Origin of the sequence: Corynebacterium sp. HMSC063G05, assembly GCF_001810555.1 — a bacterium.
GTDB classification, from domain to species: domain Bacteria; phylum Actinomycetota; class Actinomycetes; order Mycobacteriales; family Mycobacteriaceae; genus Corynebacterium; species Corynebacterium jeikeium_D.
In genome coordinates this window covers 18,585-37,610 of the sequence record NZ_KV801844.1, presented here as the reverse complement: position 1 = coordinate 37,610, position 19,026 = coordinate 18,585, and the positions used below count along the sequence as shown (strand labels likewise).

General features: G+C 61.6%; 16 protein-coding genes and 1 tRNA gene. 3 read left to right on the top strand and 14 right to left on the bottom strand.

Going from position 1 to position 19,026, the window contains the following annotated elements; genetic code table 11:
- Positions 1 to 82: 82 nt before the first annotated feature.
- From HMPREF2751_RS03220 to HMPREF2751_RS03160, 13 genes are all read right to left on the bottom strand, one after another.
- Positions 83 to 156: transfer RNA gene (locus HMPREF2751_RS03220), tRNA-Pro, on the bottom strand.
- 86 nt (positions 157 to 242) lie between these two features.
- Complete coding sequence (locus HMPREF2751_RS03215) at positions 243 to 1,241, bottom strand: PASTA domain-containing protein (protein ID WP_070595423.1); 999 nt, start codon at positions 1,239 to 1,241, stop codon at positions 243 to 245.
- A 123-nt stretch (positions 1,242 to 1,364) separates the two neighbouring features.
- Positions 1,365 to 3,677 (bottom strand): bifunctional cytidylate kinase/GTPase Der, encoded by a 2,313-nt coding sequence (der, locus tag HMPREF2751_RS03210; RefSeq protein WP_070549848.1) that lies wholly within the window; start codon positions 3,675 to 3,677, stop codon positions 1,365 to 1,367.
- A gap of 51 nt (positions 3,678 to 3,728) precedes the next feature.
- Positions 3,729 to 4,580 (bottom strand): pseudouridine synthase, encoded by an 852-nt coding sequence (locus tag HMPREF2751_RS03205; RefSeq protein WP_083304400.1) that lies wholly within the window; start codon positions 4,578 to 4,580, stop codon positions 3,729 to 3,731.
- A 341-nt stretch (positions 4,581 to 4,921) separates the two neighbouring features.
- Positions 4,922 to 5,611 carry a dethiobiotin synthase gene (gene bioD, locus HMPREF2751_RS03200; RefSeq protein WP_070595419.1) on the bottom strand — a complete coding sequence of 230 codons (690 nt, stop codon included), beginning with the start codon at positions 5,609 to 5,611 and terminating at the stop codon, positions 4,922 to 4,924.
- 27 nt (positions 5,612 to 5,638) lie between these two features.
- Entirely contained in the window at positions 5,639 to 7,033 is a 1,395-nt protein-coding gene (locus HMPREF2751_RS03195) for an adenosylmethionine--8-amino-7-oxononanoate transaminase (protein ID WP_246823131.1), read from the bottom strand.
- Positions 7,034 to 7,242: 209 nt separating this feature from the next.
- A complete protein-coding gene (locus HMPREF2751_RS03190; RefSeq protein ID WP_070595418.1) occupies positions 7,243 to 8,376 on the bottom strand; it encodes a PDDEXK family nuclease in 1,134 nt (377 codons plus the stop codon).
- A 455-nt stretch (positions 8,377 to 8,831) separates the two neighbouring features.
- A complete protein-coding gene (gene scpB, locus HMPREF2751_RS03185; RefSeq protein ID WP_049189939.1) occupies positions 8,832 to 9,446 on the bottom strand; it encodes an SMC-Scp complex subunit ScpB in 615 nt (204 codons plus the stop codon).
- Between the two features lie 118 nt (positions 9,447 to 9,564).
- Positions 9,565 to 10,407 (bottom strand): segregation and condensation protein A, encoded by an 843-nt coding sequence (locus tag HMPREF2751_RS03180; RefSeq protein ID WP_172954612.1) that lies wholly within the window; start codon positions 10,405 to 10,407, stop codon positions 9,565 to 9,567.
- Between the two features lie 3 nt (positions 10,408 to 10,410).
- Entirely contained in the window at positions 10,411 to 11,286 is an 876-nt protein-coding gene (locus HMPREF2751_RS03175; protein ID WP_049189940.1) for a ParA family protein, read from the bottom strand.
- Positions 11,287 to 11,350: 64 nt separating this feature from the next.
- Positions 11,351 to 12,289: a site-specific tyrosine recombinase XerD gene (locus HMPREF2751_RS03170; protein ID WP_070595415.1), complete on the bottom strand. Its 939-nt coding sequence runs from the start codon at positions 12,287 to 12,289 to the stop codon at positions 11,351 to 11,353.
- A complete protein-coding gene (locus HMPREF2751_RS03165) occupies positions 12,286 to 12,939 on the bottom strand; it encodes an NUDIX domain-containing protein (RefSeq protein ID WP_016422856.1) in 654 nt (217 codons plus the stop codon). The genes HMPREF2751_RS03170 and HMPREF2751_RS03165 overlap by 4 nt, the downstream gene beginning before the upstream one ends.
- Before the next feature lie 48 nt (positions 12,940 to 12,987).
- Positions 12,988 to 14,619, bottom strand: a complete 1,632-nt coding sequence (locus HMPREF2751_RS03160) for a CTP synthase (RefSeq protein WP_070595413.1) — start codon at positions 14,617 to 14,619, stop codon at positions 12,988 to 12,990.
- A gap of 204 nt (positions 14,620 to 14,823) precedes the next feature.
- Here HMPREF2751_RS03160 and HMPREF2751_RS03155 point away from each other — a divergent pair, with 204 nt between their 5' ends.
- Both HMPREF2751_RS03155 and HMPREF2751_RS03150 read left to right on the top strand, forming a co-directional pair.
- Positions 14,824 to 15,342 (top strand): type 1 glutamine amidotransferase domain-containing protein, encoded by a 519-nt coding sequence (locus tag HMPREF2751_RS03155; RefSeq protein ID WP_070595426.1) that lies wholly within the window; start codon positions 14,824 to 14,826, stop codon positions 15,340 to 15,342.
- A gap of 40 nt (positions 15,343 to 15,382) precedes the next feature.
- Positions 15,383 to 16,165 (top strand): LURP-one-related/scramblase family protein, encoded by a 783-nt coding sequence (locus tag HMPREF2751_RS03150; RefSeq protein WP_070595411.1) that lies wholly within the window; start codon positions 15,383 to 15,385, stop codon positions 16,163 to 16,165.
- 73 nt (positions 16,166 to 16,238) lie between these two features.
- Here HMPREF2751_RS03150 and HMPREF2751_RS03145 read toward each other — a convergent pair whose 3' ends face one another.
- A complete protein-coding gene (locus tag HMPREF2751_RS03145) occupies positions 16,239 to 17,354 on the bottom strand; it encodes an esterase/lipase family protein (RefSeq protein ID WP_070595408.1) in 1,116 nt (371 codons plus the stop codon).
- A gap of 750 nt (positions 17,355 to 18,104) precedes the next feature.
- Here HMPREF2751_RS03145 and phnE point away from each other — a divergent pair.
- The gene (gene phnE, locus HMPREF2751_RS03140; RefSeq protein ID WP_242451394.1) at positions 18,105 to 19,001 is read left to right on the top strand and encodes a phosphonate ABC transporter, permease protein PhnE; all 897 of its coding nucleotides are present in this window, start codon (positions 18,105 to 18,107) and stop codon (positions 18,999 to 19,001) included.
- The last annotated feature ends 25 nt before the right edge of the window (positions 19,002 to 19,026 follow it).

Genomic DNA, 19,026 nt, shown 5'->3' with positions numbered 1-19,026 from the left:
GCCGAGCGGACACACTTTTTGCTACTTAACCCACAAAAGCCGCCGCCTCCCGGAATCTTCCAGAAGACGGCGGCTATTTTTGTCGGGCTGACCGGATTTGAACCGACGACCCCCTCACCCCCAGTGAGGTGCGCTACCAAACTGCGCTACAGCCCGCGTGCACGAAAGTGCAACGAGCTATAGGTTACATCATTGGAGTTTGAAGGCGAAAATCGCCCCAGACCCCTGCCCTGCCTACCGCATTACTGCAGGTAGATGGTCACAGGCGTGGATGTCTCCGCCATCTGTCCCTCCGGCGGATCAATCGAGGCAACCTTACCCATAATCGCGGCCACAGAGTTGGTCGGATTGCCCTCGGCGTCGACGACAGTCACATTCTGGTAGCCGTTGGTACGCAATTCCACCTCAACCGATGCCGGGCTCTTGCCCACCACGCCCTGCGGGATGGTGCCCCAACCGCTGCTGCGCTCACCGGGGCCAGGGATAGCTGGCGGCGACTCGCGAAGTTGGTCGAGCTCCTGCTCAAGGCGCTCACGGGTGTCGTTAATCGTGCCCGACGGGTCCAAACGATCGGTTGGGCTTGTCGTGGTTTCTTCCGGCGAGGTTGTCGTCGGCGTCGGGCTTGACGACGTCTCCTGCGTCGGCTCCGCCGTATTGTCGTTTTTGTCCTCGGTTCCGGAAGTAAAGGACAAAACCAGGGCTACCAGCGCGACTACGGCCACCATGGCGGCGATGGCCACGATGGCGACAGGCTTGCCCCAGCCCTTCTTGGAGTCATCATTGCCACTGTTGCCACGGTTATTACCGCGGTTGTTGCCGTTGTTCATGTCACCGTAACCGCCTGCACCACCTGCGGCGTACTGCTGGGTTGCGCCTGCCTGCTGGCCCGCCTGACCATAGCCGCGTTCTTCTTCAGAAAGCGGGGCCCAGTACTGGTCGCTACCCTGTGCGCCTGAGCCTGCGCCACCGCCTTGCGCTCCGGCACCGGTACCTCGCGAGTTCTCAAAACGTGTTTCATCGCCACGCTGCAGGAATTGTGTCTCAGAGGAGTCGCCGCCGAAGTATTCGGTCGGCTGCTCGCCCGCGAAGTCGGCATCCGGGTTGTATCCGCGGTATCCCTCGTCCCGCGGAATGTAGCGAGTCGCGGAGTCATCGCCGTATGAGCTTGAGGAATCGCGTCCGTAGCTGTTGTCTCGGCCATCGTGCTGAGAGCCGTCACGGTTATTGCCGCGCCTGACCATTGTCAGTTCTCCTTATCGCTAATTTCCTAAAACTCCAAAATGCCAACGAAAAGCCCAAAATGCAATTGCCTAAATCACATTTTGGGCTTTTCTCCGCTCGCCACGCGCAACTGGCGGAGCTTCCTAGCGGCGCTTTTTCTTCTCGCGGACACGCACCGCGATGCGCACCGGTGAGCCCTCGAAACCAAATTCTTCACGCAGCTTGCGCTCCAGGAAGCGACGGTAGCCGTGCTCCAGGAAGCCAGTTGTAAACAGCACAATCACCGGCGGGCGCGAGGATGCCTGGGTGGCAAACAACACGCGCGGCTGGCGGCCACCACGCAGCGGTGGCGGGTTCTGCTGCATAATCGCACGCAACCATGTGTTCAGGCGACCAGTGGAGATACGCTTATCCCACGACTCCACGGCCTCCAGCATGGCCGGCTCCAGCTTCTGCACAGCGCGACCAGTCTTGGCGGAGATGTTCACCCGACGAGCCCACGGCACGTGTGCGAGCTGCTCTTCAATTTCGCGCTCGAGCAAATCGCGACGGTCCTCATCCATGAGGTCCCACTTGTTGTAGGCGACCACAAGTGCCCGACCGGAGTCGAGAATCATGCGCAGCACGCGCTGGTCCTGCTCGGTAATCTGCTCGGAGGCATCGACCAGGAAAATCACGACCTCGGCGTTGTCAATCGTCGAACGGGTACGCAGCGAGGCGTAGAACTCGTGGCCCTTGGCGGTCTTGGTCTTCTTGCGGATACCAGCGGTATCCACAAAACGCCACAGCGCCTCGTCCATCTGCACCAGCGAGTCCACCGGGTCAACCGTGGTACCGGCCACGTCGCTGACCACTGCGCGATCTTCACCGGAGAGCTTGTTCAGCAGCGAAGACTTGCCCACATTCGGCTTGCCCACCAGCGCCACGCGACGCGGCCCGGTCGGCAGCGACTTCGCACGCGGCACCTCCGGGAAGGAGGACACCACTTCGTCCATCACGTCGGCATTGCCACGACCGTGGAGGGCCGAGGTTGGGTGCGGCTCGCCGAGCCCGAGGGCCCAGAACTCCGCGACGTCGCCAAGCTGCGAATCCGACTCAAACTTGTTGGCGGCGAGAATAACTGGCTGCTCCGCGCGCTGCAGGCGGCGGGCCATGACCTCTTCCGTGGCGGTGATGCCGACGGTGGTGTCGACGACCATGACAATCACATCGGCGGTCTCCATGGCGGTCTCCGCCTGACGAGCAATCGCCGCATGCATACCCTTCGCATCCGGGTCCCAGCCGCCGGTGTCCTGCACCCAGAAGCGACGTCCGCCCCATTCACCCAGGTAGGAGATGCGGTCGCGGGTCACGCCCGGGAAGTCTTCGACAACTGCTTCACGACGGCCAATGAACCTGTTAACCATGGTGGACTTACCAACATTCGGTCGTCCCACAATGGCCACGGTCGGAAGAGCTTCTTCCTCCTCGTCGCTCACGCCAAGCGCTGCGAAGGCGTTTTCCAGTTCTTCCCAGTCGGCATCGTCGTCAATCTGGCCGGTTTCGGCGCGCTCGATGGCTTCGGAGATGATCGTCTCGTGGTCGGCAATCGTGCGGTCGATGAACTCATCTGCGCTGGTGTGGCTACCTGCGGTGCCCGGCGCGTTTTCGCTCTCCACGTTTGCGACCAGGTGTCCGGCGGTGTCGTCCTCGGAATCGTCGTAAGAGCCCTCGTAAGATTCCTCGAACTCCTCGTTGTCGACATCGTCCCAGTCCATGGTGGACCCCGGGTAGCCGGCCTCAACGACATCGAGGACGTTTTCCACGACCTCTTCAATGTCCATCTCAGAGGTGTCCAGAATGAACGCGTCCTCGGCTGGCTTCAGCGGAGAGGTCGCACGGTTGCTGTCGAGTTCGTCGCGGCGGATGACGTCGGCAAGCACGGTGTCGAAGTCGGCCTCACGACCAGCAGCGATGTCCTGGTCGTAGCGGCGGCGAGCGCGGACTTCTGCGGAGGCGGTCATGAAGATCTTCGCCGGGACGTCCGGGAGAACGACCGTGCCGATGTCGCGGCCTTCCACCACACAGCGCACAGCCGATGCGGCCAGCGAACGCTGGAGTGCGACCAGGTTGGTGCGCACGGCCGGAATCGCGGAGACCGCCGACACGTTGCGGGTGACCTCCGGGCCGCGAATCTCGCCGGAGACATCCTCGCCGTCGAGGAGGACGGCGGTGGAGTTCGGGTCATCGGAGACTTCCAGTGGCAGGGCGGCCGTCGCCTTGGCCACGGCTTCCTCATCAGTCGGGTCGATACCCTGGCGCAGCACCCACAGGGTGGCAACGCGGTACATAGCGCCGGTGTCCAGGTACTTTGCACCCAGCTCGGTTGCGACCATCCGAGAGACAGTCGACTTGCCAGTGCCGGAAGGGCCGTCGATGGCAACCAACAGCATGTCGTCAGTGTTCTGCTCGCTCATGTGGGCTCCTTCAGCTCCTTGGTTCTCTTCGTTCTTTTTCACTAGTGCCATTTACAGCCCCACCGCGTTGTAGAGGGAGGTCAGCTCAGCGCGGTTGAGTGCGCGGAGAGCGCCCGGGGTCTGCTCGCCTAGCTGGACAGTGTGAATCTTAGTGCGCACCAGGCGCTCGACCGGGAAGCCCGCAGTCTTGAGCATCCGGCGGACGATGTGCTTGCGGCCCTCGTGCAGCTCGATGCGGACGATAGAGCGGCCCTGCCAGACGTCGATGATCTGCGCCATGTCCGCCTTAGCGATGCCGTCATCGAGCTCAATGCCCTTTTCCAGCTCACGCATGACCTTGGCGTCGACCTCGCCGACGACGGTGGCCATGTAGGTCTTGGTGACCTCGTAGCTCGGGTGCATCAGACGGTTGGCCAGCTCACCATCGTTGGTGAGCAGCAGCAGACCCTCGGTGGGCGCATCCAGGCGACCAACGTGGAAGAGTCGCTGACCAGCGCTAATCTTCTCACCGATGATGTCGCCCACACACGGGCGGCCCATGTCATCGTGCATGGTCGACTGCACACCACGCGGCTTGTTCAGGACGAAGTACTGCATGTCCTCATTGACGATGACGCGGGAACCATCAACGCGAATCACAGACGTGTTCGGGTCCACCCGCACGCCCTGTCGCGTCACAATCTTGCCATCGACCTCGACGCGGCCTTCGTCGATAAGCTTTTCCGCCATACGACGCGACGCCACGCCTGCCTGTGCAAGCACCTTCTGCAGACGTACGCCTTCACCTGCTTCGCTGTGCACGTGCTTGCCCGAACCGCGGCGGTTGTCGTCCACATGCTGGTGGCGCGCCGGGCGGGCGTTGGATACGTAGATGTCCTTCGCGTGGACGTTGGAGGTTTCCACCTTCGCGCCGCTGTCGCGACGGCTGCGGTTGCGCTGGGCGTTAGTGGAGCCGCGGTTGGATTGATTCTTACGGTTCTTGTGTGCCGGTGTGCCTTCTCGGCGAGCGGGTTTAGCCACTTGACCTACATCCTTTTCAAGCGTTGGAGAATGTTCTGTTTGTTAGAACGTCAGCGCCAGGCGACGCTGTTCTCTCCCCCGTGGGCCCAAAATGGCCGGTGGAAGCAGGTTAATAAAGAGAATTACAGAGAAAGCCTCGCGCCTTGTCGTGTAGCCACCTTAGCACGTTTCTAGTAAAGCGCCAGCTTAACGACGTCCCGCGCGGCCTCCACCTACAGCGCCTTTTACAGCGCTGCGGCCCACTCTCGCACGCCCGGCAGCCACTGCGTAGCTTTCGCCACAAACTCCTGCCGGCCCAGCGCGCCCGCTCCCGCCTGCACCGACCCCAGCAGCGGCACCCCGGTGATGCGCGGCAGTTCCTCCAGGTTCGTCTCAATGATCGGGTCGACCTCCGACGGCAGCGAACCGCCCACCAGCGCCGTGACATTGACCCCACGACCCCGCGCCACCTCGACGGTGAGCTCCGCCTCGTTCAGGCAACCCAAATCCAACCGCGTCACGACCACCATCTGACTACCCGGCAGCAACCCCGCCAGCTCCGGCATCGCCCAGTCCTCGCCGAGTCGCACCAGCAAGCCGCCCGCGCCCTCCACGAGGACAACGCGGTTCGGCCCGTCGATAAGCTTGATCTTCTCCGCGATCTCCGTGGCGTTCGGCAGGCGCATTCCCGCGCGCTGCGCCGCCGCCACCGGCGCCATCGGCTCGGGGTAACGCTCGAAGCCATGCAGGTTATCGATCCCCGTCAGCTCCGCGACAGTGTCCAAATCACCGCCATCTGGGCCCGGAAAACCGGTCTGAATTGGCTTGACGACGTGCACCTCCTTACCCTCCTCGCGAAGTGCCGCCGCCAGGGCTGCCGTGCCGATGGTCTTACCAATATCGGTACCGGTGCCTGTGACAAGGACGATGCTCATGGTGGTTGATGCTCCTTTTTGGTTGCGCTACTTGCGTTTTTCCTCCGCGGCGACGATGGCGGCGATGGCCTCACAGATGCGATCGACCTCGTCATTGGTGCTGATATACGGCGGCATGGTGTACACCAACTTGCCGAATGGCCGCAGCCACACCCCAGCATCGACAGCTGCTGCGGTGGCCAGCCCCATGTCCACCGGGCGCTGCATCTCCACAACCCCGATTGCACCAAGGACACGCGCGTCGGCCACGGCATCGCTGCTGGCTAGGGGTTGGAGCTGGTTGCGGAGTCGGGACTCGATGCGCGGGACATCCTCACGCCACTGCCCCTCTGCAATCAGGTCGAGCTGCGCGCAGGCCACGGCACAGGCCAACGGGTTGCCCATGAAGGTCGGGCCGTGCATGATGCCTCCGCCTGCGCCACTGGAAATGGTGCGAGCCACGTCGGCGGTGGTGAGGGTGGCTGCGAAGCTCATAAAGCCGCCGGTCAGCGCCTTGCCGACACACATAATATCCGGCACAATCCCGGCCGCCTGCGTCGTGAACAGGTCACCGGCCCGGCCGAAGCCGGTGGCGATCTCATCCGCGATGAGCAGAATCCCGTGCTTGTCACACAGCTTCCGGAGCCCCACAAGCAGCTCGTGGTCATGGAACCGCATGCCACCAGCGCCTTGGACCACCGGTTCAATGATGATGCCGGCGACGGAGTCGTCGATAAGCGAATCGAAGTGCGCGAGATAGCGTGCGCGTTCCTCCTCGGTTGCGCCGCGGGCGGGTGGCCTGTCGGCGAAGACCTGCGGAGTCCACTGCCCCGCCCACAGCGAATGCATGCCGCCCTCGGGGTCGCAGACGGTCATGGGCGCGCGAGTGTCGCCGTGATAGCCGCCGCGCCAAGTGGCCAGGCGGGTGCGCTCGGGATGGCCTTTGGCCTGCTGGTACTGCAGCGCCATTTTGATTGCCACCTCGACGGAGACCGAACCCGAGTCCGAGTAAAAAATGGCATCGAAGCCGGGGCCTGCGAGCTTTAGGAGCTTCTCCGCCAGCTCAATTGCCGGACGGTGCGTGAGTCCGCCGAACATGACATGCGACATCCTGGTGACCTGCTTCTTCGCGGCTGCGACCAGCTTCGGGTGCGAGTGGCCGTGACAGGCGGCCCACCAGCTGCTCATGCCATCGATGAGGGTGCGGCCGTCGGCGAGGTGGAGGTTCACGCCCTCGGCGGACTCGACCAGCTTCGGCGCGACCGGCGACGGGATGGGGCCGTATGGGTGCCAGATGTGGTCGGCATCGAATTGGGCGAGGTTGGCGATGGCTGGCTGGGTGTGTGGTTGGGTGGGTGGTTGGGCGGGTGGTTGGGAGTGCTGCGGGGTGTGCGGCTGGGAGTGCTGCGGGGTGTGCGGCTGGGCGGTTTCCGAGGCTGTCATGATACTCAGCATAATACCTGTACAGCGCCAGACTTGAACGCCGTTCGGGGTTGGTGGTGGAGCTTCTCGCAAGGATTACAGACAGTCTCAGTGACTTTACGACACCCATGTCACCTCGTGGCAGCTGTGGAGGTGGCATGAGGTGACACTCGTGTCGTGAAGTGGACTTAGGGCCTGTGGAAGCGGGCCGAGAGCGGTGCCGACGCCGCCTAGTACAGCCGCCCCGCCTGGCTCCACACTCGTCGGCGACGCATGGCCAACTCGGCCGCCTTACCTGTGATTGTGATGGGCTGCCGCGCGAAGGCGTAGTTTCCGCGATAGCAACTGCCACCATTTGCCAGGTGACGTCGGATTTCTGCGGCCGCTTGCCGCAAGGTGGCTACGGCGGTGCCGTCGAAAAGCTGTGACCAGACGATTCGGATGACATTCAGTCCGAGGTTCTTCAGGCGCTTTTCGCGCTCCAACTCCTTTGCGATTGCCACCTGCGTGTCCGCGACCCCGCCATCGGTGTATTTCATACGGCCATCGAACTCGACGATCAGCCCAAGCTCGGGCAGGTAGAAGTCCACGCGTGCGATGAAGCCACGATCATCCCGAAAGGACACCTGCTGAAGCAACGGAGTACGAGAATCGTCGACAGAAGCTAGCCCCGCCTGGACGATTGCTTCTTTAGTGAGCGATTCCCCAATGCTTTCCGACGACGCTGTCGCTTGCCCCAACAATCTCCTGGCCTGTGCATTTCCCGGAGCACGCGGATATGCAGCCAACGTGGCCAACAGCTCCTCGGTGTCGGTGTGGCGCTGGAGGGCGGCGTCGGCAAGCACTAATGCATTGTGCGGGGTGCGCGAACGGCAGACGTCGATGACGGACTTTGGGACATCGGTGACGAGGCGGCCATCGATTTCTACGATGTCCTCGGGGAGAATCCGGCCGGAGACGCGGATGAGGCGTTTGTGCGGCTGGTACGGGCCATTCGGTGTGCTTCGCGATTGCCCGCGCCTGCGGCCGGAGTTGGCTACCGCGATCGGAGTGTTGTGTGTGAGCAGAGGTAAACCGTGGAGAGCAGCGGCGGCATCGCGGGTGACTACGGTGGCGGTGTCGCGATGGACGAGCGCTTTGATTTCCAGGACGTAGCGTTCGGTGCTGTTTAGGGTGAGCCACCTGTCGACAGGCACGTACGCGCCGTGTGCGAGCCACAGGAGGCTGCCGCTTTTGGCTCGCTGGCGGAGATCTCGGTCGGAGTGCTGGCCGATTCGGGAAATTGCGAATGTGCTGGGGCGGGCGCATTCGCGCTGCTGGCCGGTACGGATGATGTCGTCGGCGTCGTAGATCCACTGCGGCATCGGATTGCGCTCCTGAGGTCCCTGCAACTGCTGGTTGGTGGGTGGCGGGGTGTGAGTGTTTGTGGGTTTGTGTGTTTGTGAGTGTTTGCGAGTGTTGGTGAGTGCTACGTTCTCATTTTTGGGCTCACACGGAGGCTCAGAAGGCGTCAATTTGGCGTCGACTGTGGATAGTTTGCAGTTTTCGGGAGTTATCCACAGGGCGTGTGGTGGGTGTGTGGTGGGGTGGGTGTGTGGTGGGGTGCGTGTGCGTGTGGTGAGTGCAGTGGGGTGCAAAGGCTCGCAGTGAGCCGTCGTGAGCGGCAACCGCAGCCCCAAAATGCGACTTCACGACACCTATGTCACCTCGTGGCAGCTGTGGAGGTGGCATGAGGTGACACCCGTGTCGTGAAGTGGATCGATGACCGTCAGGCGAATCGAAAACCGTGAAGTGGGTCGTTCAATAGAGTGAACCCCACCTAGTCCAACGGCTCGTCGATCAAGTCGACCTCAGGCAGCAGCGGAGCCAAATCAGGCAGCTGGTCCAGCGAATCAATCCCCAAAAGCTCCAGGAACAGCGTCGTCGTAACGTACAAATGCGCGCCGGTTGCCGGGTCCTCTCCGGATTCCGCAATCAGACCGCGCGCGACCAGCGTGCGCATCACCCCATCGACATTGACACCACGCACACCGGAGACCTGCGCACGCGTGGCCGGCTGTCGGTAAGCCACTACTGCCAGCGTCTCCATAGCTGCACGTGAGAGCTTCGACTGCGAGCCATCCAGCAAGAATCGCTCGACCGCGCTGGCGTGGGCGGGAGCTGTGTAAAACCGCCAGCCCTCATCCGTTTCGCGTAGCTCAATGCCGCTGCGACGTGCACGGTATTCGTACTCGATTTCGCGAAGCACGTCACGGACATCACTTGCGGAAACATCCAGCGCCCGCGCCATATCCTCCGCCGCCACCGGCGTATCGACTACCAGCAGAATCGACTCAACGCCTGCTCGCAACGGGTCAATGGGCGGCAATTGCGCCGAAGAAGCAGACACGGGCTCCACGGCCTGCTCGGATGGTGCGGAACTGGTTTCGCTCATGCGCGTCAGATTACGCAACCTCCCGCGCCGGGCGCTAATTGGCCGGGCGCTAATCAGCTGTTAGCACCAGCCCGACCAAGCCCACGCTCAACAGCCAGCCCCAACGCAGCCCAGCCACCTACTCCCAGTTCGCCGCCGCCACGACGGCCGGGTCCACGTCCAGCCCGGTCCAGGCCACGTGGATTTCCTCCAGCGCCTCCTCCTGCTCCACACCGATCGCCTTGGCACGGTAGAGCTCCAGCAGCGCCAGGAACCGCCCGACAACCTCCATGGACACGCGGCACTCCGAGGTCAGCTGCGTAAACGTCAACCAGGTCCCCTCGCCGGCCAGCCGCAGCGAGTCCAGAATTTTGCCCGCCTGCTCCGGCACGGACACGGGCACACCGTGGATGTGCCCGACGCCGACTTCCTCCGGCGGCTTCGGCCGCATCACGACGGCCGCAAACTCGGCGAACTCCCCGAGAGTCATGCCCAGGCGCACGGGCGGCAGCAGCTCCTCGAACTGCTTGTCCGGCCCCACAGCTCGCGGATAGCGCCGCGGCGCGGTCTTCTGCCACTCCTCGAATTGGTCGGCTACCTTGCCATACGCCTGGTACTGCAGCAGTCGGGCGAACAGCAGGTCGCGTGCTTCTAGCAGTTCGAGGTCTTCTTCGCTGTCGACGTCGCCACGCGGCAGAAGCCGTGCGGTCTTGAGGTCGAGCAGCGTCGCTGCCACGACGAGGAATTCGGTGATTTCGTCGAGGTCGCTGACTGCGTCGAGGCTGCGCGTGTACGAGATGAACTCGTCCGTCACGGCCGCCAGCGCGACTTCGGTGACGTCCATCTTTTTGCTGCTGATGAGCTGCAGCAGCAGGTCGAAAGGCCCGTTGAAGTTCGCGAGCGCGACGCGGAAGCCGGTGATTTCTTCCTGCACGCCCTCGCTTGACGACGGTTCGGGAGTGTAACTATCCGGGGAAGTCACCTATTATTTGCGGCCTTTGCGCTCGATGACCTCGCGGGCCAGGTTGCGGTACTGTGCCGCAGCTGGGGTGTTCGGTGCCCAGGTGGTGATGGGCTCGCCGGCGACGGAGGTTTCCGGGAAGCGGACGGTACGGGTGATGACCGTGTCGAAGACCTTGTCGCCGAAGACCTCGATGAGGCGTTCCATGACTTCCTTGGCGTGGCGCGTGCGGCGGTCGAACATGGTGACCAGAATACCGGAGACTTCCAGGTTGAAGTTCAGGCGGTCGCGGACCTTGGCCACTGTGTCGGTGAGCAGCGCCAGGCCGCGCAGGGAGAAGTACTCCGCCACCATTGGGATGATGACGCCCTCGGAGATGGTCAGGGCGTTGACGGTCAGCAGTCCCAGCGACGGCTGGCAGTCAATGATGATGAAGTCGTAGTCATTCATCACTGGGCGCAGTGCGCGTCCGAGGGCCTGTTCGCGGCCGACTTCGTTGACAAGCTGAATCTCCGCAGCCGACAGGTCGATGTTGGCCGGAACGAGGTCCAGGCCGGAGACCTTGGTGTGATGAATGGCATCGCGGACATCGGTGGTGTCGTCGACGATGAGGTTGTAGACGGTCAGGTCGAGTTCCTCATGGGGAACACCGAGACCGGCGGATAGTGCGCCTTGCGGGTCCAAGTCAACGAGCAGGACTTTACGGCCGAACTCTGCCAGCGCCGCACCCAGGTTAATAGTCGAGGTGGTCTTACCCACGCCGCCCTTCTGGTTACACATTGCCAGGATGACTGCGGGGCCGTGACTGTTCAGGGGTGCGGGTTCCGGCAGTTCACGTGCCGGACGACCGGTGAGACCGAGTTCAACTCGATCGGCCTCAAACAACCCTTCTTCAGCCACAGTCAATCCCTCTTCCTTGAAGATTTCTCATCAATTCTACTGCGCGATATATTACCGCCACATATTACCGCGAGTATTCAGCCCGTGGGTGAGCCCCCGCCCAGACTCGTCGCATATTCTCCGCGGTAATCATGGTGTAAATCTGGGTCGTCGTCACCGAGGCGTGCCCCAGCAGCTCTTGGACAACGCGCACATCGGCACCGCCCTCAATCAGGTGTGTGCCGAAACTGTGGCGCAGGGTGTGCGGGGAAATCTTCACCTTCAGCCCGGCGCGCTCGCCCAGCTCCGCCAGCGTATTTCCCGCTGACTGCCGAGACAGCCTGCGCCCCAGCGAGTTGATAAACAGCGCCGGCCCAGAGTTTGCCCGCACCCAGCTCGGCCGCCCGCGCGTCAGCCACGCATCCAGCGCCGCCATGGCCGGCGATCCCACGGGCACGATGCGCTCCTTGCCGCCCTTACCACGCAGCAACACCAGGTTGGTTTCGCGGTCCACGTCATCGATATCCAGGCCGGTGACCTCGGAAACGCGCGCACCTGTCGAGTACAGAAACTCCACCAGTGCACGGTTGCGCAAATCCGTCACGTCGGCGGTCTCATCGTCGGGGATGGACTCGATAAGCCGGGTGACCTCATCAATGCTGAGTGCCTTCGGATACCGCGAGGGCTGCTTCGGCGGCGACACCCGCTTGGCGACATCCACATCCAACGCGCCCTCACCCACCGCGAACTTATGGAAGCTCCGCACTGCGGACAGCGAACGCGTCACCGAGGTCGGGGCCAGCGCCGGCCTGCCCGCTGACTTATCTCCCCGCGCGAGATACGCCAGGAACTCTGACACATCCTGCTCGGTGACCTGCGCCAATTCCGTGCGGCCGATGCCCCGCAGATAGGTGCGGTACTTCTCCAAGTCACGCTTATAACTGGCGAGCGTATTCGCCGACAGGCCTTTTTCCACCGCGAGGTAGGTCACGAAGGCGTCGACAAGCGAATCGATCGAACTCATCGGATACGTTTCAGGTCCGCGCCGGCGCCGAGCTGCTCTGTTCGACGCTGAGCCAGAGTCGTCGGTCGAATATCGAACGGCTCCGCGACCGAGCGTGGCGTGGCACCCCTCAGCAGCACCTCCGCCGCCAGCAGAATGCCGGACAGCGCGATGCCATTGAGGATCTCTCCGCGCAGCGCCATCGCCACCGTGTCCTCCACGCCAATCCACGACGCAGTCATGTCCGCTTCCTCATCGTGGGCTTCCGGCTTATCGACGGCACGGAGCCCCCTGGCCAGATAGATCCGAACCGCTTCCTCTGCGAAGCCGGGCGAGCTGAACATATCGGTAAGCAGGGACCAGGACTCGGCCTCCAGTCCGGCTTCCTCGACCAGCTCGCGTTTGGCGGCCTCCAGGGGGTCCTCGTCCGCGACATCGAGAAGCCCGGCCGGCAACTCCACCAGGCGCTTGCCTGCCGCCTGCCGCCACTGATTCAGCAGGTAGAGGCGGTTATCCTCATCTGCGGCAACGACTGCGACAGCGCCGAAGTGCTCTACGATCTCGCGGGCGGACACTTTCCCACCCGGCATCCGCACCTGATCGCGGCGGACCGCGATGATAGGTGCCTCGAGAACAATCTCGGAATCAACAACGTCAAATTGGTGCGCCATGAGATTTACTCTAATAGGTAGGCCGGATTCGTCCCCACGGAGCCGAAGCTAGTTGCGCTTGAGGGCTGCGGCGATGAGGCCGTCGAAAAGCGGATGGGCGTTGGTGGGGCGTGACTTCAGCTCCGGGTGCGCCTGGGTGGCCACGAGGTATGGGTGCACGTCCGTGGGGTATTCGACGAATTCGACGAGTTTGCCGTCCGGCGAGGTACCCGAGATGACCAGGCCTGCCTCTTCGAGCTGCGCGCGGTAGGCGTTGTTGACCTCGTAGCGGTGGCGGTGGCGCTCGGTGACATCGGTGGTGCCGTAGAGGCCGGCGACAACGGAGTCTTCGGCAAGCTTCGCCGGGTAGGAGCCCAGGCGCATGGATCCGCCCAGGTCAGCCTCTCCAGAGACGGCCTGGAGCTGTTCCTCCATCGTGGCGATGACCGGCTCGGCCGCGTTCTCGTCGAACTCGGTCGAGGACGCACCTTCAACGCCTGCGGTGCGCGCCGCCTCGATGACAACGCACTGCATACCCAGGCAGATTCCCAGCAGTGGCGTGCCGGTTTCCTTGGCGTAGCGGATGGTCGCAATCTTGCCTTCGATGCCGCGACCGCCGAAGCCGCCGGGGATGACGATCGCGTCAACGCCGGCCATGTTCTTCTTCAGCCCCTCCGGGGTTTCGCAGTCATCGGAGGCGACCCAGCGGATGTTCGCCTTCACGCGGTGGGCGAAACCGGCGGCACGCACAGCTTCCGCGACGGACAGGTAGGCGTCCGGCAGGTCAATGTACTTGCCGACGAGCGCCACCGTGACCTCGCCCTTCGGGTTGTGGACGCGCTCGAGCAGGTCTCCCCACACGGCCCAATCCATGTCGCGGAACGGCAGGTTGAGGCGGCGGATGATGAAGGTGTCCAGGTGCTCTTCATAGAGGACCTTCGGGATGTCGTAGATGCTCGGCGCATCCGGGCAGGACACCACTCCCTCGCGGTCGATGTCGCACATCAGCGCAATCTTGTTCTTGAGGGAGTCCGGGACGTCGCGGTCGCATCGCAAAACGACGGCATCGGGAACCAGACCAATCGAGCGAAGCTCAGCCACCGAGTGCTGGGTGGGCTTGGTCTTCAGTTCCTTGGAAGGGCCGAGGTACGGAACCAGCGACACGTGCAGGTAGAAGACGTTTTCGCGGCCGACGTCGTGACGCACTTGACGCGCGGCTTCCAGGAAGGGCTGCGATTCGATATCGCCGACGGTGCCGCCGATTTCGGTGATGACCACGTCGGGCTTTTCGCCGTTCGCGTCCGCGTTCCCCATGGCGACGATGCGGGATTTAATCTCGTCGGTGATGTGCGGGATGACCTGGACGGTCTGGCCGAGGAATTCGCCGCGGCGCTCCTTGGCGATGACCGAGGAATAGACCTTGCCGGTGGTGACGTTGCCGCCGGCGGAGAGATTGCGGTCGAGGAAGCGCTCGTAGTGACCGAGGTCCAGGTCGGTTTCTGCGCCGTCTTCGGTGACGAAGACCTCGCCGTGCTGGAAGGGGTTCATGGTGCCCGGATCCACATTGAGGTAGGGATCGAGCTTCTGCATAGTCACTTTCAGACCACGCGAGGTGAGCAGGCGGCCGAGCGAAGCCGCAGTTAAGCCTTTGCCGAGGGAGGAGGCAACGCCTCCTGTAACGATGATGTATTTCGTAACCACGGGACTTCAGAATATCGCTTGCGCGGGCGCGAGCGCAAGCGACTTTTCACAATGGCGGATGTTTGTTTCATATTTGGGTAACTTTTTCGGAGTTGCGCCCCATCCGCCAGCAGGAACGCAGCGACAAATGCGAACTACGCGATACTCTCGAAGATCATGGTCGCCTGGATGCATAAACGCGATCACGTCGTTACCCTCGGGGCTATGACTGACCTAACGAATAAGAACATTGCAGTTTTGGCCACTGACGGATTCGAGGACTCCGAGCTGACGAGCCCGGCGGAGGCCGTAAAGGATGCCGGTGCGACCGTGCACGTTATCTCCACCGAAGATGGCTCCATTGAGGGCAAGAACGGCACGAAGGTGGACGTCGATAAGCTCACCAGCAGCGTTTCTGCCGATGATTACGATGCTCTGATTCTGCCTGGCGGCACCGTGAATGCGGACCAGATTCGCATCGATAAGGATGCCGTGGCGCTAGTGAAGGGATTCGCCGCAGCTAACAAGCCGATTGGCGTTATTTGCCACGGCGGTTGGATTCTCACCGATGCGGATGTGCTGAAGGGCCGCACTATTACCTCCTACATCAGCGTCAAGACTGACCTGATTAACGCTGGTGCCAACTGGGTCGATGAGGAAGTTGTCGTTGACGGCAACCTGATTTCCTCCCGCACCCCGGCCGACCTTGAGGCTTTCAACAAGGCACTCGTAGAGAACTTCTAAGCCACTCGGCTTTTAGCACCACCAAAGGACGGCTGTTGCCATGAGTTCATATTGGGATAATCCAAAGTCGCTGTGGGATCAGATTCCACAGCACGATCAGGAAGATGCTTCCGGGCAGCACCCTGCCGCGCCAGAGCAGGAGCCCTCCGTGCCTGAGCAACCTTCCGCGCCGCAGCAGCCTCCCGCACCGGAGCAGCTTCCGCCACAGCAAGGGCGTTACCGGGGATTGCTCTCACACAACAGCATCGTTATCCAGCAGATTCGAAACTTCATGGCGGATGATTTCGACATTTTGGATACCGAGGGCCACTGCATCGGAAAGATCGAAACTACGGGCAGCACGCTGAGCCGAATGTTTATGGGCTCTCGCCGTCTGACAGTGTCCGAGCCGGACGGCACTCCGGTATTCGTTATCACCGACCCGACCGATTTTGCCCTTGACCGTTACGAGGTCTACTACCCCGACCCGCATGCGACTGATACCGAAGGCAAGCAGCAAGGTGGAGCAGAGTCATCGCGCCTTCTGGCCACTATTCAGCAGAAGTTTGCGTTCTTTAAGCGGCGGCTGGAGATTTCCATCCCCGGTTTTGCCAATTGCGAGGTCGACGGCGACGTCTGGCATTACGACGCCACTTTCTTTATCAACGACATAGAAGTCGCCCAGATGTCACGAAAGTGGTCGGGGTTTGCAAATTTCCTATCCGGCAATGAGCGTTACATGCTCCAGCTCAAAGATGATTTGCCGCCACAATTGCGCGCGTCGATCATTGGTGCCGCCATTGCCCTGGATTTGATGGCGAAAAAGGCGCGTTCCGACAGTTAGTAGCTGCTGCCGACAACGCGCCCTACCTCTTGTCCGGTTCTACCGCCGCTTATTGTCGCGGTCGCGACTATCGCTACCGCGATCCCGCAGCCTGTGCAATACGTCCGTCGATTTCCGTGATGCCATCAGAAACGGCATTGACATGTTCAGGGCGAACGCCGGCATTGTCATTGATGCCGCCTTCCACAACGGCGGTTACCGGTACACATGGAACCTCAACATTGCGCCCCAGCGCATTAGCTACAAGCGCAATTGCCCGCGGCGAGAAAGTCAGTCCGATGTGGCCCGACAGGTCCGCAGAGCAACCGTCCTGCAGAAGAATGTTGTTGGCGCTCGGTGCCTGCCACTGGCTTGCAGCCATTGGAGTGACGGCTTCATCAACCTGGGTAGAGATTGCAACATAGTTGACACCGGGCTGCTCCAAGCCGCCCTCATTCATCTTGGCCATGAACTCGCTATGCTGCAGCAGATCCACCAGGCTCGGGCTGACGATGTACCCCGCAGCCTTGTTGCCAGCATTGTCGAACTGGTCGAGCTGCTCCAAACCATAGGAGATACCGAGCAGCGATGTGCCGTGCAGGACGCCCGCCAGGGACACAACCGTGCCTATACCCCGGCCCTGCTCCTGCTTGGCGTAAGCGGCAGCCAATGTGCCACCAGCAGAGTGACCAACAATATCGACGGCGGTAGCACCAGTTTCAGCCTTGAGAGCGTCAATCTTTGCAGTCAGCTCAGCCAAAGCGGTGTCGAGCGGGGTCATGTTGCGCATGGTTGGAATAGAGCCCAACACCGAAAACTCGTCAGGGCCCAGCTTGCCGACGTTAAATGCGTACAGACACTTCCCCATTGCCTTTAGCTCTGGTGCCATGCGCGCATAGGTTTGGTACGAGTTCGAGTTCATCCCGTGGATCATGACCACCGGATTCTCACCAGGAGCAGGAACACACTGCACGTTTGTGCCCTCTGGACTGGTGTTTTCCGTCATCCCCTGGTTGACCATGACAGTGGGGAAATCATTTGCCTTTGGGCCCCACTCGCCCATTTCGGTCCAGGACAGGACCTGACCATTACCAGTTGCCGAAGCCGGTGCGGCAACCGCGATAGGAGCCGCTGCCACAGCGACACCAGCTGCGGCTACCAGTGCTGTGGCCGACCGTGCCAGCTTCGAAAATGCCCGATGAGTGCCCATGATTACTCCTTGCATAGAGCAGTGAATAGTAAAACGGTTCCAATAAGAACTACGGCATGGGAAAGAGCAAAAACAGGCTATGAATCGCTATCGTACTCTGAAAGGCGACCAATCAAAGCCCCTAAATAGGGTTAATAAAATGTGAACTAAATATAACTATAATACTATCCACCTCCAGCTCTGCAGGCTTTTAAAGTGATACCGACCACAGGTCAAAACAAGCCATACTTCCGTTGCAATGCCACAGGATTGCTACCGATACCTAAATCGCCGGTGAGGCTAAACACCTGTTCCACAATCATTTCGAACAGCCAGCACTACGGGCGCTCGGCGCCTCCAACCCAGAAAGCAGCACAGAATCGACGACACAATCCACTACCAAGACTCCTAACCTGTCGACACCCCCGACCTGGACAACGGAAAGCCCCGGGGCCACTGGTTACACCGGCGCTCCCACTGGTGAGCCGACGGCTATAAACAAAACAATTTCGCATTGTGCGAAATCCTCGCAGGGACTCTACGAACAAGGCACCACCTGGTTTACCGACGGCACCTCCGGCTGGACACAGTATTGCGCCAACAATTTCTATGACGGTCCTTCCACGAACACCGCCCCGGAGCCTCAGAACAACGAGCCATCCCCGTGGGTTCAAGGCCAAATCGACTGGGCCGATTGCCTGAACTCTGGCCATTCCGAGGAAGAGTGTCGCGAGATGTTGAATTAGGCAACCCCGCCGCCTTCCACGAGATATGATGCGCAAGTCCGACTCTTCCCTGCTGTCCGGCACCTGGGTGGACCGCATGTGGGGAACCAAGATCAAGGACAAGCGCAAGGCAGCCAAGCAGGATGCCACCGACGGTAAGCCGTCGATTAACCCGCCGTGGACTGCAGCCCGCGGCTCCCGCGTGCTGACCATCATCGCACTCGTGGTCATCACCATCGCTGCATTTGCCGAGACAGAAATCTCCGCCTCGAGTTTCTTCACCGGCCTGGCCAACCTGCCAGAGACCATGGCGCTGTTCCTGCCGCCGTCCTCCGGTGGTATTGCCGGCGAGATTGTCCAGCTGCTTCTCGATACCCTGCAGATCGCCTTCGCCGCCACCTTCCTCGGCGCTATCCTCGCCATCCCGATTGGCGTCATGGCTGCCTCCAACGTGGTCGCCAACAAGTGGGTACACGGCTTCTTCCGCGTTCTGATCGTGGTCATCCGCGGTATCCCGGAGCTGATTCTGGCCATCATCTTCGTGGTCATCTCCGGTCTGGGCCCGGTCGCCGGTACGCTCGCGCTAGCTCTAGGTGCCGTTGGTCTACTGTCCAAGCTGGTCGCTGACTCGCTGGAAGAAACCGACACTGACGTGCAGGAAGCCCTGCGCACTACTGGCGCAACCGAGTCGCAGATTTTCTTCGCCGGCACCGTTCGCCAGGCAATCCCGTCTTTCATTGCCCACTGCCTCTACCTGCTGGACACCAACATCCGCTCGGCCACGTTGCTGGGTGTCGTCGGCGCAGGCGGCATCGGCTTCCAGCTGCTCAATGCTTCTCGAGTCAACCAGTTCGACGTCGTCACCTACATCCTCATCCTCATGGTCGCTGTCGTCCTCGTCGTCGAGGCGCTGTCCATGTGGCTGCGTGCCGCCGTCCGCTAATCCCCCCCCCCCCCCCCCCCCCCCC